General features: G+C 60.9%; 16 protein-coding genes and 1 pseudogene. 6 read left to right on the plus strand and 11 right to left on the minus strand.

Annotated features, from left to right (window positions below; translation table 11 throughout):
- Positions 1–56: 56 nt before the first annotated feature.
- From FURADRAFT_RS07180 to FURADRAFT_RS19875, 6 genes and pseudogenes are all read left to right on the plus strand, one after another.
- Positions 57–662, plus strand: a pseudogene (locus FURADRAFT_RS07180) (DUF2345 domain-containing protein); the annotation flags it as partial.
- A gap of 9 nt (positions 663–671) precedes the next feature.
- Positions 672–905: a hypothetical protein gene (locus FURADRAFT_RS07185; protein WP_008953471.1), complete on the plus strand. Its 234-nt coding sequence runs from the start codon at positions 672–674 to the stop codon at positions 903–905.
- Positions 906–923: 18 nt separating this feature from the next.
- Positions 924–1,547, plus strand: a complete 624-nt coding sequence (locus tag FURADRAFT_RS19870; RefSeq protein ID WP_268869732.1) for a DUF4123 domain-containing protein — start codon at positions 924–926, stop codon at positions 1,545–1,547.
- Between the two features lie 9 nt (positions 1,548–1,556).
- Positions 1,557–1,907 carry a hypothetical protein gene (locus FURADRAFT_RS20495; RefSeq protein WP_150105026.1) on the plus strand — a complete coding sequence of 117 codons (351 nt, stop codon included), beginning with the start codon at positions 1,557–1,559 and terminating at the stop codon, positions 1,905–1,907.
- 156 nt (positions 1,908–2,063) lie between these two features.
- Complete coding sequence (locus tag FURADRAFT_RS07195; protein WP_236261549.1) at positions 2,064–2,537, plus strand: DUF3304 domain-containing protein; 474 nt, start codon at positions 2,064–2,066, stop codon at positions 2,535–2,537.
- Positions 2,538–2,867: 330 nt separating this feature from the next.
- Entirely contained in the window at positions 2,868–4,175 is a 1,308-nt protein-coding gene (locus FURADRAFT_RS19875) for a T6SS phospholipase effector Tle1-like catalytic domain-containing protein (protein ID WP_150105027.1), read from the plus strand.
- Positions 4,176–4,324: 149 nt separating this feature from the next.
- Here FURADRAFT_RS19875 and FURADRAFT_RS21235 read toward each other — a convergent pair whose 3' ends face one another.
- The 11 genes from FURADRAFT_RS21235 to FURADRAFT_RS07250 all read right to left on the minus strand — a co-directional run bounded on the left by FURADRAFT_RS21235 (position 4,325) and on the right by FURADRAFT_RS07250 (position 15,418).
- Positions 4,325–4,447, minus strand: a complete 123-nt coding sequence (locus FURADRAFT_RS21235; protein WP_268869729.1) for a hypothetical protein — start codon at positions 4,445–4,447, stop codon at positions 4,325–4,327.
- Positions 4,448–4,775: 328 nt separating this feature from the next.
- Positions 4,776–5,348 (minus strand): peroxiredoxin, encoded by a 573-nt coding sequence (locus FURADRAFT_RS07205; RefSeq protein ID WP_008953475.1) that lies wholly within the window; start codon positions 5,346–5,348, stop codon positions 4,776–4,778.
- Positions 5,345–6,316: a hypothetical protein gene (locus FURADRAFT_RS07210; RefSeq protein WP_008953476.1), complete on the minus strand. Its 972-nt coding sequence runs from the start codon at positions 6,314–6,316 to the stop codon at positions 5,345–5,347. The genes FURADRAFT_RS07205 and FURADRAFT_RS07210 overlap by 4 nt, the downstream gene beginning before the upstream one ends.
- An 11-nt stretch (positions 6,317–6,327) precedes the next feature.
- Positions 6,328–7,791: a hypothetical protein gene (locus FURADRAFT_RS07215; protein ID WP_008953477.1), complete on the minus strand. Its 1,464-nt coding sequence runs from the start codon at positions 7,789–7,791 to the stop codon at positions 6,328–6,330.
- A 65-nt stretch (positions 7,792–7,856) separates the two neighbouring features.
- Entirely contained in the window at positions 7,857–8,054 is a 198-nt protein-coding gene (locus FURADRAFT_RS07220) for a hypothetical protein (protein ID WP_008953478.1), read from the minus strand.
- A gap of 395 nt (positions 8,055–8,449) precedes the next feature.
- A complete protein-coding gene (locus FURADRAFT_RS07225) occupies positions 8,450–9,748 on the minus strand; it encodes an NAD(P)/FAD-dependent oxidoreductase (RefSeq protein ID WP_008953479.1) in 1,299 nt (432 codons plus the stop codon).
- 70 nt (positions 9,749–9,818) lie between these two features.
- Positions 9,819–10,649, minus strand: a complete 831-nt coding sequence (locus tag FURADRAFT_RS07230) for an ABC transporter permease subunit (RefSeq protein ID WP_008953480.1) — start codon at positions 10,647–10,649, stop codon at positions 9,819–9,821.
- Positions 10,650–10,659: 10 nt separating this feature from the next.
- Complete coding sequence (locus FURADRAFT_RS07235; protein WP_008953481.1) at positions 10,660–11,631, minus strand: ABC transporter permease subunit; 972 nt, start codon at positions 11,629–11,631, stop codon at positions 10,660–10,662.
- Complete coding sequence (locus FURADRAFT_RS07240) at positions 11,628–12,758, minus strand: ABC transporter ATP-binding protein (protein ID WP_008953482.1); 1,131 nt, start codon at positions 12,756–12,758, stop codon at positions 11,628–11,630. Before FURADRAFT_RS07240 ends, FURADRAFT_RS07235 begins: the two co-directional genes overlap by 4 nt.
- Positions 12,759–12,817: 59 nt before the next feature.
- Positions 12,818–13,918 (minus strand): polyamine ABC transporter substrate-binding protein, encoded by a 1,101-nt coding sequence (locus FURADRAFT_RS07245; protein ID WP_008953483.1) that lies wholly within the window; start codon positions 13,916–13,918, stop codon positions 12,818–12,820.
- Between the two features lie 81 nt (positions 13,919–13,999).
- Complete coding sequence (locus FURADRAFT_RS07250) at positions 14,000–15,418, minus strand: aspartate aminotransferase family protein (RefSeq protein ID WP_008953484.1); 1,419 nt, start codon at positions 15,416–15,418, stop codon at positions 14,000–14,002.
- Positions 15,419–15,425 lie beyond the last annotated feature (7 nt).

The raw sequence follows: 15,425 nt of genomic DNA on the forward strand, positions 1-15,425 counted from the left end.
CCATCAACTACGTCGACAAATTACCAACCAAGAGACAAGCTGCGATACTTGCGCCACTCAAGGCGTGGGAAGCCGGCAGCAATACCGACAAAGAGGGCAAAACCGCGAAGGAGCAAGCCGGCCAGCAGCCGCTCATGATCCTGTCCGCCCCGGCCGGATTAGCCGCATCGACCGACAACTCCCTGACGTTGGCCGCAGGCAGCAACATCGACCAGGTGGCGCAACGCGACCTCAACCAGACCTCGGGCAGGAGGTGGCTGCACAACGTCGGCCAGCACATCAGCCTGTTCGTGGCCGGGGTGAAGGACCGGGTCTCGCTGAAACTGATCGCCGCCCGCGGCAAGGTGCAGCTGCAGGCGCAGAGCGACGCGATGGAGCTGACGGCGGACAGGGATGTGACGGTCACCTCCTGCAAGGACAGCATCACCATCGCTGCGAAAGAGGAAATCCTGCTTAACGTCGGCGGCGGTGCCTACATCCGCATGGCCGGCGGCAATATCGAAGTGCACTGCCCTGGTACGGTGAGCGTGAAGGGGGCGCAGCATGACTTGAGTGGGCCGGCGAGCATGACCGTGCCCATGCCGGTATTCCCAGGCAAACAGTTCTGTCTGCAGTGCATGCTCAACGCGATCAAGTCCGGCGCGCCGCTGGCCGGGCAGTAAGGAGCGCTCATGTATTTTGCGATGGATAAAGGCGACGTAGTACAACAGTCGCAGGTGCTGGAAGCGCTACTGGGCTCCCTGCCCGCCGGGCTTCACTGCTACGCCCTGCTGGACGATGGCTTCGATTACAAGCGGCGCAAGATCTGGCAGGCCAGAACAAGCTGGCCTTTGTACCACCAGCCAGATTGGGGTGAGTTGCAAGAAGTCTCGCCGAGGCTGGTGGAGCTGCAGGCTGGCGGGTAGCCAGACCTGCAGCGGCTACTGCGGCACTGTCAGGGGCGTCCGATGCTGGGCTTTGTGACCAGCCGGCTGTCCGCCCACGCCTTGCGGGACTCTTGGCAACGCAGCCTCAGCGCCACCACCGAGGACGGGCAATGGCACGTGGTCCGCTTTGCCGATACCCGCATCGCGGCCAGCTTGCCGCAGGTGCTGTCCGCAGCCGCCTGGCAACGGCTGTGCCAGCCGCTGGAACAGTGGCTGATTATTGACCGCAACGGCCAGCTGCTGTCGCTGGCCCTGCCGCCAAAGATCCTTTCCCCCGACGCACGGGATGCATGGCAGCTGAGCGCACAGGAGTTCGCTGCCTTGATGCAGACCGCACAGGCAGATGTGCTGGCAGATCAGCTACATGAAGAGTTTGCCGACCTGCTACCCACCTCCGGGGCGCTACTGCATGGCTGGCTGCTGCGTACCGCCGACTTGCTGTCGACATATCGCATCGAGGGAGCCCCTGAGCAGCTGACGGTTGCCGTGTCGGTGTGCCACAGCCAGGGTAGCTTGCTGGATGATCCTCGGCTGATCCAGATGCTGGAGAGCTATGTCGAGCAAAGATGCTCCCTGAGCGAAGGACTTGCTCCGTTACTCGACAGTGCTCACACCTCTTGAAAATTAACCATGAAGCATGCAAAAAAAACCTCGGCAGTAAAGAAAACTATTCAAGCGCTATTGTTGACTAGTGCATTGACAATTACTTCCATTTTCTGGATATTTTTTATCGGCATCACTTATTTTGAATACACAAGAACTCCAGGCCCAACGACAGAGGGAGACTGGTCAGCATTAAACCACATTTACTTTCTCATTCTCACCTCTCCATTTTTAATAATGGCACTACTACCACTATCCGTTTGGGCAATAAACGGAGTACAAAAAACAATTATAAAACTAGCATCAATAACCATGATGTTAATAATTTATGGCGGCATCTACCTTGCCTTTCTTTGGAAAACATACCCACCAACATAGTAAACTCCGTCAGATAGTACACTACAAAGAAAAATTGGTTTTCCAAAGCTTTTTCAATGGGGTGAACACCACTTATCCTGCGGCAATACTCCATCGACTTTCCTCATCGCCCCCCAACACATGCTAATAATATTTTTTCGAAAACTAATCCTTGCGTTGCTGCTGCTGAACCTGCCATTCCTGGCCGGCTGCAAAGAGGACACCACCGCCTTGAGTTATCTAGCAGTGAATCACACCGACAAGTCGGTACTGTCCATCACCATTAATGGCCAAGGCGGCATTCTTAATGCCTCGGCCATGGGAGGAGGAGGCAAAGAAGTCTGTTGTGTCGTCGTGCCAAGCAAATGGCGGCCGGGTTTGACGGCCACCATCGGCTGGGAAAACGATGGCGACTGGCTTCGAGATAAAAATGGGCAACCTGTTATTCGGGATGGCAAAAAAGTCTACGTACCAGCCCCGTGGAAAACCCGGACCGTGCCAATACCCCAATATACAGAAAACGATATGGGGCACTTCGACATTCACTTCCTCCCGAATGATCAGGTCATGGTCAAGGTCAGCTACCTCTATCCACATCACCCGGATTACCGGCCAGCCTATCCTCAAGAAAACAAGGAATCCGTACAGTGAGCACGCAAAATCCTGCACCGTACCCAAGCGGACAGCGGACACTCAGCGCAAAAGAACAACTGCTACGGGCCCAGGCGCTCGCGTGCCTGAGTGGCAAGGAACAAGCCAAATGTCAAGGGCAGGTGTATGTCTCACTGTTCTTTGATGGCACCGGCAACAACATCAACCTGGACTATTTCCAGGCCAAGTTGGAGCAACAGAAGCCCAGCAACATCGCCCGCCTGTTTCTGGCGGCCCGCGACAAACCGAGCGATGGTTATTTCGCCAGCTACATACCAGGGGTCGGCACCCCGTTTCCAGAGGTCGGAGACAAGGGGGGGGTGGTTAGGTTTGGGCCAGAAAGCAGGTGGCGCGGCGGGCTGGTATGGCGAAGAGCGAATTCTGTGGGGCATGGTACAGCTACTGAATGCGCCACATGTTTATGTAACGGGTAGCCCCCTCATACCCCCAGCACAAACCCGGACCATTATCAGTAATGCCGCTGGCGTCAATGGCATGCTGATGCGCAAGACCATCTTGCGCACCTGGCAAGAAAAACTGCAGGCCGCGCTGAAAGGCCGTAAGCCACAACTAACCCAGATCAACCTGTCGGTATTCGGCTTTTCGCGCGGCGCCACCGAGGCGCGCGCCTTCGTCAACTGGCTGTACCAGGTATGCGAGCAGGAAAACGGTGGCTGGCATTTTGCCGGCATCCCGCTGCGCACCCAGTTCCTGGGGATATTCGACACGGTCGCGTCGGTCGGCATCGCCCAGCTGTTTCCCGACAGCCTGCCTGCTACCGGCCACATGGCCTGGGCTGATGGCAACCTGGCGATTCATCCGGCAGTTGAGCAATGCGTGCATTACGTGGCCGGGCACGAGGTACGCGCCTGCTTTCCACTGGATACGGTGCGCCGTGGCAACAGCTACCCGGGCAATGCGGTGGAAGTGATGTACCCCGGTTCACACTCCGACGTAGGTGGCGGCTACGCCAGTGGAGCCTTGGGCATACTGCCGTCGCAAGACAGCCAGATGTGCGTGATACCCTGCCGCCGCATGTACGATGCGGCACGCCTGGCCGGCGTACCGCTGCTGGCGATGGGGCAATTGGATAAAAAGATCCAGGATCTGCTGACCCCCACCCAGCAGGTCATCAGCGATTTCAATGCCTATCTGCGGGACGCCAAGGTAGCCCCCGCCTCGGCCGAAAAGATGCACCAGCAGCATATGGCGCTGTACCTGAGCCAGCGTTTCAAATACCGGCGCGAGTTTACCCAGCGCGCGCCCTACCGCACCGCCAGCAGCAAACACCAGGAGTATTTACGGCAAACCCAGCAGGGAATCATCAACGGTTTGAACAAGCTGCATGCCGGCGACCCGATGGCACCAGACTTTGATCCGGTACGTGAAGCGGTGAAAATAAAGCACAAGCCACCGCAGTACAATCGGGTGCTCACTCCAGCCGTATCACCAGAAACCGACCCGGTTAATGTCGCCGCCAGCATGGACTTGCGGCGACTGACCCCGGCGATCGAGCACTTTCTCGACAGCTACATACATGATTCGGTAGCCGGTTTCATCGAGGATGCATTCTACGAGGGGACGGCTAACGGCTGCGGCCTGTTCAAGTTTCGCGCCTTGTATAAGGGTGATGAATAAGCTGTACCGCACACGTTGCTGGCATTACCTCATTAATCCCTGCACACGATAACGCCGGCAAGCTCGATTGTCGGCGTTTTATATTCGGTGCATCGCATAGTGCTACAGCACAAAAACAACTTCATCAAGCTTTTGATAAGTAATGGATTTTACGAACAGTAGCGCCCATCCAGCATCGGTGCCACGCTCAGGCGCCGGGGCGGCAATTTGACCGGATTTCCTTGCTGGGCGCGGTTTTCGATACCGCTGCCGAGGTGTTCTTTACTGTTCATGTAGGCCGATTGTTGCCCGGTTTCGACGCGTTGGCACGACGGCGACGGCCGCTTCGGGGTGTCAGCGCACCGCCCTAAAGTGCCCCATGCCCTGCTCGCGGCAAATACTGCTAAGCAATTGAAAAAACAGAAGATTATTCCATCCCACCTAAGGCATGGTCAAGCATGGCGGAAAGGTCATCTTGGCAAGTCCAGCCGCTTCGCAGCGGAAAAGCGGGTGCGCGCTTCGGACACGCAATGGGAATTCGACCAGTAACGATCAGGATACCCACGAAAAGCGCAATAGGGCTCCGGAATCGGCACTGCATCGCCATTGCGCTCGGGATGATCAGCTCGTTTCTTTTAGCCGCGCCAGCACCATGGCTGCGCATTGGTCAGGAGGGAACACCGGGTAAAACACCCGGTGGATTTTACCGGCTCGCAGCACCAGTACCAGGCGTTTATAGAACTCTTTGCCGTGAGCCTGAAAAGTGGGTAAACCGAGCCGATCACGCAACTGAAACTGTGGATCGCTCAGTAATACCAGCGGCAAAAGGGTACGATGTTTGAATTCGGCCTGCTCCTCCGAGCGTTGGCCGCTGATGCCAAAGACCGGGTAACCCAGTTCCTGAAATTCAGGGTAGTGGTCTCGAAAGCCGAGCGACTGCAAGGTACAGCCTGGTGCACCCGGAATAGCGTCCCAATCAGGGATGGGATCTTTGCCCGGCACCCCGGTTGCCGGATAGACATAGACGACAGCCCGCGCTTGAGCAATGTGCGCCAGATTCCACTGCTCGCCCTCCGTTGCCGTCAGCATGATATCCGGCACTACCCTATCTGGCAGATGCGCACATGCGCCATCGTCTTGTGGAACCGGTAAATCAGGGGGGAGGGAATAAGGGTTCGGGTCGGATTTACTCATGATTGCTCCTTGCTGGCCGCTTGCTGATTCATCACTGAGGCGAAACGCTGAGTCAAGGTATGGTGATCCAGGCGCAGCCGCACATAACGGGCGGCGGCGATGGCGCGATCCAATGGTGACCTCACCGCCATTTCCGGGGTGTTCAATTGCTGCTCAGCATGGAGTGCGCAGGCCTGCATGACCTCGATCAGGTTTTGGCTATCGAGGCTGCCGAGGGTAAAGCAATATCGCCCCCGCAACTCCCACACAGCGATAAAGTCCAGTTGATACAGCAAGTAGAACAACAGATAAGGCACGAGTCCGTATGGCGCTTGTCGCGCACTCAACAGGCCTTCGCGGTGCACGCCAAAGCGCAGCATCAGATTGTAGAGAAAGATTTGAGCCGCCTGCTCCTGCGGCAGCAGTTGGACGGCAAAGCCGAAGGCATTGAGATCGGCGCGCAGTTCTTCCAGATAAACCAGTGGCCAGGCCGTTTTACCGGCGATGGAAAAATAACCGTCACGTTGTTTGGTGAACACGTCGTAGGAGAGAAAATGTCCAGCCTCATGCAGCATGTATTCATTGGCGATGATCAGCTCAAGATGGCACAGATACCGGAAGATGCGAGGAAAATCGTCGGGAAACAACGCTTTGATATAGCGGGCCCTGCTCAGCCAGTTTTGCTGGGATTTGAGCACGTCGACGATATCCGCCGGCATGCCGTCGGCGCCGGGCTCGGGAATGAACAGATCGCGCTTGTAGAGGATGTCCGGCTCGCTGGCAAACTTTCCACTGCGCCGGCTGACCAGCACGGGCAGCAGGGAAACCCGGGTATGGCCGGCCCATCGCGGATGGCGGCGTAAGGCACCATTGATTTGTTCGTTACTGACAAGGCCATGGTCGCAATACCATTCGCCCTCCAGCGCCGAAGGGGCGTAGTCGCGCCGGCTCTGCACGCGGTAGTCGCCTCGTAGTGAAAAGTGGTTCATGGTGTACAGGCTCAGACATTGAGCAAACTGGCCGGTACCCGATCGTGGTTCGCGGCGCAGCGAGCTATCAGTTCATCCAGTTGCAGCAGGGCGGCCGGCGCTCGGCGAACCGCAAGTGTACGGCCAAGCTCACGCTCCAGCGCGGCACCCCACTCTCCCTCCAGCTTGAAATCCTGAACGCGTTCGGCCAGCAGGCTCGCCAGCATCAGCCAGGTAGACGGACAATGCGCCGCCTCCTGCATATGATTGACAAGGGCTACACACCATGGCCCGGGTGCAGGCGTTTTATCCATTGCGGGCAAACGGCGCGAGAGTTTCTGCGCATATCGCCCGCAGGCGATGAGCTGGTCGTGGCCACGCGCAAAGCCAAGCGCGCGAAAGGCACTTGCATGAAGCCCATGGTGGAGATGGGCCATGTCCGTGGCGGATAGCCGAGGAGAGATGTCCATCGCCTGAACCTGCCTCCCCAGGCATCCGAGCATGGTATCTTGGCCGGCATCCGGCACAGGTGGCTGTCTCAGTTGTAACCGCCCAGAGTCATCCTGCTGCAGGATGTCATCAAGGCCGCTGCGCAAGAAGTAGAAGGCCAACCAGGCATGGCTCAATGCCCGCTCCAGTTGCGCGGCGTCCACTTCGGCATCGGACGCCAATAATTGGCCAAGTCCATCGGCATGCTCTTGCTCCACATCGATTTGGATGTGCTGCTTCCACGGGGTGAATAAGCCTTGTACCTGGTACTGCTGTTCCACCGTTTGATAAAAATCGTCGCTGTCGCTCTCGAAGGCGATGCTGGACTCCTGAAAATAGGCAATCAGCACATGGCCCAAGGGGTCGGATTCGGCGACTTGCAGCGTGTGCTCTTCAAACGCCAATGATGACGGCAGCGGCAGATACGCTTTGATCTCCTCCGGCCCCACATCATGCAACAAGGGGGTATCGAGCGAGTAATAGGCATCGCAATGCCAATACTCCTCCAACGCGTCCTGCCGGAAGAATGTGGACCAGTCAGGATGCTTGCCGAGCGCGGCCATGCGTGCCGCGACAATGCCGGCCGCACGCGAGATGTGGTAGTTGTGGATCAGCCAGGCGAGCAAGCCGTTGCGGCTGGCTTGGCCATGGCGCAGACGTTGCCAGGCCGGATGCGCGTAATAGGCGGCGTACCATTCGGAACGAAGCGGATCAAACAGGGCTTTCACTTCCCTTAGCGAATAGCGAGGCTTGGGCGGTGAAGTAAAACAGCCCTGGGCATTGAGCAAGGACACGAGAGGTTCGGCCACCGGGTGGGCAAGCGCCTCGGCGCGGGCGATTTTCCGGTGGAGCAGATCGTCGATCACCGGGTGTGACTTCACCCAAGCCATGGGCAGCGCCACTTCCCACAAAGCGTAGGAGATTGTCGCCTTGTCCTCAGAAAAGACCACCGAAACATCTTTTTTCAGTTGTCCGCCGATGAGACTGCCGGATACACCGTTGTACATGGAAGAAGCATTCCTACCTGGGAGAGTGGCCCCTGCACAAGCGCCCTTGTGCAAGGGCCACTGCATCAGCGCACAATGACCGAAGCCGCCCTGGTGATGACTCTTACCTCGGTACCTTTCGGTAGTTCGAGGAGATCCAGCAGTTGGTGGATTTTTCCCGGGTTGTCATGAAGCGAAGTCAGATCGCCTGTCATGGTAATTGGCTTGCCACCCTGTTTCGACAGGATGTGGATTTCAGTTTCCGCGTTTGATTTTTCTTGCATGATGCAACTCCTCATGATTGATGATCACATCTGGCGAGCGCCTCTTAATGGGCCGGTAGAGCCATACGCACATTGGCATCAAATATGATTTTGTCGTCGCCAATGGAATAGTAGCTCTCGACACTCGCAATACAAGCTCATAATCAGTAAGGGAATTTTTAAACCAAGCGCTTGAATTTGCGGGATTTGTAGCCGCCGCGTCCTTGCTGCAAAACCGTTAGCGACGCTAACCAAACCCGACGATGCCATACCACTCGGCGTCACCAGAATCAGTGACGATATGGCTCACGGGAAGTCCGGATAAGCGTCCTGACACGTGGCATTAGCCTCGCTAACCGATCTCCTGTCGTCGAAGGCCGACGCAGAACGCTCGACCAGTGTGGCTTGGAAACTGCTTACAGACAGTCGCGCAGGCGGTAGTAGCTGGTAGCCATCAGCAGCGCCGGGGTGCGCAGCAGTGCGCCGCCCGGGAAGCGGCGATGCGACAGGCGTGCGAACAGGTCGAAGCGCTCGGGATCGCCGTGAATCGCCTCGGCCATCAGCCGTCCCGCCAGCCCGGTGAGCGCCACGCCGTGGCCGGAGAAGCCCTGGGCGAAAAAGATGTTCGGGCGCAGCCGGCCAAAGTGCGGCGCACGGTTCATGGTGATGTCGACGAAGCCGCCCCAGTCGTACTCGACTTTGACGTCGGCGAGACTCGGAAACACCTTCAGCATACTGCGGCGCATCGCGTCCCGGAGTCCCAGCGGCGTCATGCCGGTGTAACTGACCCGGCCGCCGAACAGCAGGCGGGTGTCGCGCGTGCAGCGGAAGTAGTCGAGCACGAAGTTGGCGTCGCACACCGCGAGGTTGCGCGGGATCAGCTCACGGGCGCGTGCTTCACCCAAGTGCTCGGTGGCGATGATGTAGGTCCCGACCGGCATGATCTTGCTGTCGAGCTCGGGCACCATCTTGCCGAGGTAGGTGTTGCCGGCCAGCACCAGCGATTCGGCACGCACCTCGTGCCGGCAGGCCTTCACCCGCACCGTCGCACCCGGCACGATCTCGCCGACCGCACTGTGCTCGAAGATGCGCACCCCGGCGGCCTCGGCGGCGCGCGCCAGGCCCTGCGCGTACTTGAGCGGGTGCAGGTGGCCGGCATCGGGCTCGAAGAGGCCGCCGACGTAGCGCGTCGAATTCACCATCTCCGGCAGGCGCTCCTTGCCGATCAGCTGGAAGCGGTCATAGCCGTAGTGGCGCGCCGCGTCTTCCTGCCAGGCCGCCTGCTCGCGCAGCTGGCGCGCCTTGAGCGCGGCGTGGAAATAGCCCCACACCAGATCGGCGTCGATGGCGTACTTCGCACAGCGCTCGCCCACCAGGGTGACCGCCTCGCGCGTCATGTTCCATATCTCGCGCGCTGCCTCCTGGCCGAGGGCGTCGCGCACCGGATTCATGCCGCAGGCGAGGTCGGACAGCACCTGGCCGCCGTTGCGCCCGGAGGCGCCCCACCCCACCCGCGCGCCCTCCAGCACCACCACGCGGTAGCCGCGTTCGGCCAGCTCCAGCGCGGCCGACAACCCGGTGTAGCCGGCGCCGAGCACGCACACGTCGGCCGAAAGCGACTCGCTCAGGCGCGGCCTGGGCGCGAGCGGGCCGGCGCTGGCGGCGTACCAGGAATCGACGTGTTCCTGACCGGCAAACTGCAAAGACCCGAACATGACTCCTCCTTATCAAAGACGATAAAAAAGCCCGCGGCGACGAGAGCGTGCCGCGGGCAGTCAGACGACGTCAGGCCGCGGCGGCGAGACGGGCGCGGCGCCGTTCCGCCTTCACCATCATCCGGTTGGCGCCGACCACCAGCAGCGTGACCACCAGCACCGTCATGGTGGCCAGCGCGTTGATCTCCGGATTTAGCCCCAGGCGCACGCGCGAGAAGATCAGCTGCGGCAGCGTGGTCGAGCCAGGCCCTGACAGGAAGGCGGTGATCACCAGATCGTCGATCGACAACGTGAACGCCAACAGGAAGCTCGACGCGATCGCCGGAGCGATGATCGGCAGCGTGATCTGGAAGAAGATCTTGAACGGGCGCGCGCCCAGGTCCATCGCCGCCTCTTCCACCGAGCGATCCATCTCCACCAGGCGCGAGCGGATCACCACCGTGACGTAGGCCATGCACAGCGTGACGTGGCCGACCCAGATCGTCAGCATGCCGCGCTCGGCCGGGAAGCCGAACCACTGCTGCATCTCGACGAACAACAGCAGCATCGACAGGCCGGTGATCACCTCGGGCATTACCATCGGCGCGGTGAGCATGCCGGCGAACAGGCTCTTGCCCTTGAACGGGCCGAAACGCGCCAGCACCAGGCCGGCGATGGTGCCCAGCACCACGCTCATCGCGCTGGAGAACAGCGCGATCTTGAGGCTGAGGCCGAACGCCGAGATCACCGCGTCGTCGTTGAACAGCACCCCGTACCAGTGCGTCGAGAAGCTGGCCCACACCGTCACCAGCTTGGAGGCGTTGAACGAGTAGACGATGAGGATCAGGATCGGCACGTACAGGAAAGCCAGCCCGGCGCCGAGCGTGAGCTTGCCGAAACCGCTGATGTCTTTGCTTTGCATGTCATCTCTCCTAGCGCGCGGCCGCCCGTGCCAGCGCTTTCTCTTCGCGCTTGTGCAGGTAAATGATCGGCGCGATCAACAGCGCCACCATGACGATGGTCACCGACGCCGCCATCGGCCAGTTGTTGTTGTCGAAGAACTCCATCCACAGCACCTTGCCGATCATCAGCGATTCGGGCGTGCCGACCAGTTCCGGGATCACGAACTCCCCCACCGCCGGGATGAACACCAGCATCGAGCCGGCGATCACACCGTTCTTGGAGAGCGGCAGGGTGACGCGCAGGAAGGTCTGCCACGGCCGGCAGCCGAGGTCGGCCGAAGCCTCCAAGAGACGCCCGTCGAGCTTCACCAGGTTGGAGAACAAGGGCAGGATCATGAACGGCAGGTAGGCGTACACCATCACGATCTGCACCGAGAGCTGGGTGTGCATCAGCTGCAGCGGCTCGTCGATCAGCCCCAGCGCCAGCAACGCCTGGTTGAGCAGGCCCTCGTTGTCGAGAATCCCCATCCAGGCGTAGACGCGCACCAGGAACGAGGTCCAGAACGGCAGCATCACCAGCATCAACAGCGTGTTGCGCTTGGCCTCCGGCGCACGCGCGATGGTGTAGGCGATGGGGTAGCCCACCACCAGACAGATCAGCGTGGTCACCCCGGCCATGTACAGCGAGCTCAGGTAGGCGTCGAAGTACAGCGGGTCGCCGAAGATGTACCGATAGTTGCCGAAGTTGAGCGCGAGGCTCACCACGTCCTCGGCGCGCGACAGCAGCGCCCGGTACGGCGGCGACGCAATCTCGACGTCGGAGAAGCTGATCTGCAGCACGAACAGGAACGGCACCAGGAAGAACAGCAGCAGCCAGCCGTAGGGGATCGCCGTCACCAGCGATTGGCCACGCGGCAGGGCTCGCTGCCACCAGGCGGACCGGCGCGCAGGGCGCGCCGCCGCTGCGCGGGAATCCCGCAGCGAAAGGAGTCGGCTCATCATTGCGTCAGCACCACGGCGTCGTTGTCAGTCCAGCTGACGAATACCGGCTCGTTCCAGGTCGGAGCCGCCTCTTCCCGCCAGTGCGTGGCAGGCACGCTGGCCTTGACCACCTTGCCGGAGTCGAGGCGCACGTGGAAGATCGAGAAACCACCGAGATAGGCGATGTCGCCTACCGTGCCGGCCGCCCAGTTGCCGCTGACTACCGGCTGCTGGCGCGACACCCCGACGCGTTCGGGACGCAGCGACAGCCACACCGGCATGCCCATGGTGCCGGTGATGCCGTGGCCGACGCGCACCGGGCGTGGCAGTTCGATCGAGTGGATGCAGACGTGGTCCGGCTCGTCCTCGACCACGTGGCCGCCGAACAGGTTGGTCTCGCCGATGAATTCCGCGGTGAAGCGGCAGTTGGGGTGCTCGTAGATTTCGCCCGGGGTGGCGACCTGCAGCAGCTGGCCTTCGGACATGATGCCGATGCGCCCGGCCATGGTCATGGCCTCTTCCTGGTCGTGCGTCACCATGATGCAGGTCACGCCGACCTGCTCAATCATGTTCACCAGTTCGAGCTGGGTCTGCTGGCGGAGCTTCTTGTCGAGCGCGCCCAGCGGTTCATCGAGCAGCAGCAGTTTCGGGCGCTTGGCGAGCGAACGCGCCAGCGCGACGCGCTGCTGCTGGCCACCGGAGAGCTGGTAGGGCTTGCGGTGGGCGTACTTCTTCATCTGCACCAGTTCCAGCATGCGTTCGACGCGCTCGGCGATGTCGCTGCGCGACAAGCGGTCCTGCTTCAGGCCGAAGGCGATGTTCTGCGCCACGGTCATGTGCGGGAACAGCGCGTAGCTCTGGAACATCATATTAATCGGGCGCTCGTACGGCGCCAGGGCGGTGATGTCTTCGCCGTCGAGGATGATCTTGCCCGAGGTCGGCGTTTCCATGCCGGCGAGCATGCGCAGCAGCGTCGACTTGCCGCAGCCAGAGCTGCCCAACAGCGCGAAGATGTCGTTCTTCGCGATCGACAGGTTGATGTGGTCGACGACGGTGTTGTCGCCGAATTTCTTCACGACGTCGACGATTTGCAGGTAGGACTTGGCACCGGCCGTCTTGGCGGCCTGGTGCAAGGACGATTCAGCCATGTTCACGATTCTTCCCCTCCGAGTTGGCCGCCCGGCGCGCGGGCGGCCGCATCTTCAGCTCACTTACGGGTTTTCACTTCGGTCCAGAGACGGGTCTGCAGGCGCTGGGTCTTGGCCTCGAGCGGCAGCTGGATGAAGCTCTTCTGCTGGATTTCGGTGGTCGGGTAGATCGAGGCGTCGTACAGGAACTTGTTCTCGATCTGGCCCTTGGCGGCCTTGTTCGGAGTGGCGTAGCTCACGGCCTTGGCGTTGGCGGCGGCCACCTCGGGGCGCATCACGTAGTTGATGAAGGCGAGCGCGTTGTCGACGTTCTCGGCGTCCTTCGGAATCGCCATGCTGTCCATCCACAGCATCACGCCGGACTTGGGCGCCAGCACGCGCAGCACCTGGCCGTTCTTGGCCTCCTCGGCGCGGCGCTTGGCGATGTTGAGGTCGCCGCCGTAGCCCAGCACCAGGCACAGCGAGCCGTTGGCCAGTTCGTTGATGTAGCCCGATGAGGAGAAGCGTGTGATGTAGGGGCGGATCTGCTTGAACAGGTTGGCCGAAGCCTGCCAGTCGGCGTCGGCGTTGCTGTTGGGGTTCTTGCCCAGGTAATGCGCGGCGATCGGCAGCGCCTCGGCCGGGCTGTCGAGCACCGACACGCCGCAAGACTTCAGCTTGGAGACGTACTCGGGCTTGAACAGCAGGTCCCACTCGTTGGCGGGCAGCGGGGTCGAGCCCAAGGCCGCCTTGACCTTGCCGGCATTGATCGCCAGGGTGTTGATGCCGTAGAAGTACGGTACGGCGTAGGCGTTGTTGGGGTCGAACTTGGTGGCCTGCGCCAGCACGTCCGGGTCGAGGTTCTTGTAGTTGGCGAGCTTGGCCTTGTTGAGCGGCTGGTAGACGCCGGCCTTGATCTGCTTGGCGAGGAAGGCGTTGGTCGGCACCACGATGTCGTAGCCGGAACGGCCGGTGAGGATCTTGGCCTGCAGCACCTCGTTCGAGTCGTAGACGTCGTAACGCACCTTGATGCCGGTTTCCTTCTCGAAGTTCTTCACCGTGTCCGGCGCGATGTAGTCCGACCAGTTGTAGATGTTGAGCACCTTGCCGTTGGCGAAGGCCGGTACGGCGGCCGCTGCCAGCACCCCGGCAGCGATGACGTTGATCATGCGTTGACGCATGGTTTTCTCCTATGTAGACACGCAGGCGAATCGGAGGGGCCGTCTGTTATCGATGGTGTGGGCGGCCCGCTCCGACCGCGGTTACAGACGACCGAGTTCGCGCGCGAGCTGGTCGAGACACTTCTTGGCGAGGCTGACGAATTCCCTGGCCTCGGCACGGGTCATGGTGAGCGGCGGCGCCGAGATCATGCTGTCGCCGGTCGCCCGCATCACCAGGTTGTTCTGGAAACAGATATCGCGGCAGCGCAGCGCCAGCTCGCCGCCGTTGGCGAAGCGCTGGCGGCGGGCCTTGTCCTCGACCAGGGTCACGGCGAAGAAGAAGCCCAGGGTGCGCACGTCGTCGACCAGCGGGTGGTCGTCGAAGGCGTTGTGCCACAGCTGGTGGGCGTACGGCATGACGTCCTCGCGCATCTTGTCGATGATGCGTTCGTTCTTGAGGATCCTCAGGTTCTCGGCGGCCACGGCGCAGGCCACCGGATGGCCCGAGTAGGTGAAGCCATGGTTGAAGTCGCCCGACTCGGCGATGACCTTGGCGACGGTGTCGTGCACCAGTACGCCGCCGATCGGCTGGTAGCCCGAGGACAGCCCCTTGGCGATGGTCATCAGGTGCGGGCGGATGCCGTAGTACTGGCTGCCGAACCAATGGCCGGTACGGCCGAAGCCGCAGATCACCTCGTCGGCGATCAGCAGGATGCCGTACTGGTCGCAGATGCGCTGGATCTCGGGCCAGTAGGTGGCCGGCGGGATGATGATGCCGCCCGCGCCCTGCACCGGCTCGCCAATGAAGGCGGCGACGTTCTCGACGCCCAGCTCCAGAATCTTCTTCTCCAGTTCGCACGCCGCCTTGAGGCCGTACTCCTCGGGCGTCAGGTCGCCGCCGTTGGCGTACCAGTAGGGCTGCTCGATGTGCGCGATACCCGGGATCGGCAGGTCACCCTGCTCGTGCATGTACGTCATGCCGCCCAGGCTGGCGCCGCCGATGGTGGAGCCGTGGTAGCCGTTGATGCGCGAGATGATGGTCTTCTTCTGCGGCTGGCCCAGGCTCGCCCAGTAGTGGCGCACCATGCGGATCACGGTGTCATTCCCCTCGGAGCCCGAGTTGGTATAGAACACGTGGTTGAAGCCGTCCGGGGCGATCTCGGCCAGCAGCGCCGACAGTTCCACCACCGGCGGGTGGGTGGTCTTGAAGAAGGTGTTGTAGAACGGCAGCTCGCGCATCTGTCGGTACGCGGCTTCGGCCAACTCTTCGCGGCCGTAGCCGATGTTGACGCACCACAGGCCGGACATGGCGTCGAAGATCTTGTTGCCGTCCGAATCCCACAGGTAGACGCCGTCGGCGTGGGTGATCACGCGACTGCCCTGCTGCTTGAGCGCGGCGGCGTCGGAGAACGGGTGGAAATGGTGCGCGGCATCCAGCGCCTGCCACTCGCGCGTGCTGCGCTGGCCAGCCTTGCGTTGTTCAACGGGACGGACTTCGACGACATTCGGGGTCAGATTCATGATTCGC

The sequence above is a fragment of the Pseudogulbenkiania ferrooxidans 2002 genome (assembly GCF_000174355.1).
Lineage (GTDB): Bacteria > Pseudomonadota > Gammaproteobacteria > Burkholderiales > Chromobacteriaceae > Pseudogulbenkiania > Pseudogulbenkiania ferrooxidans.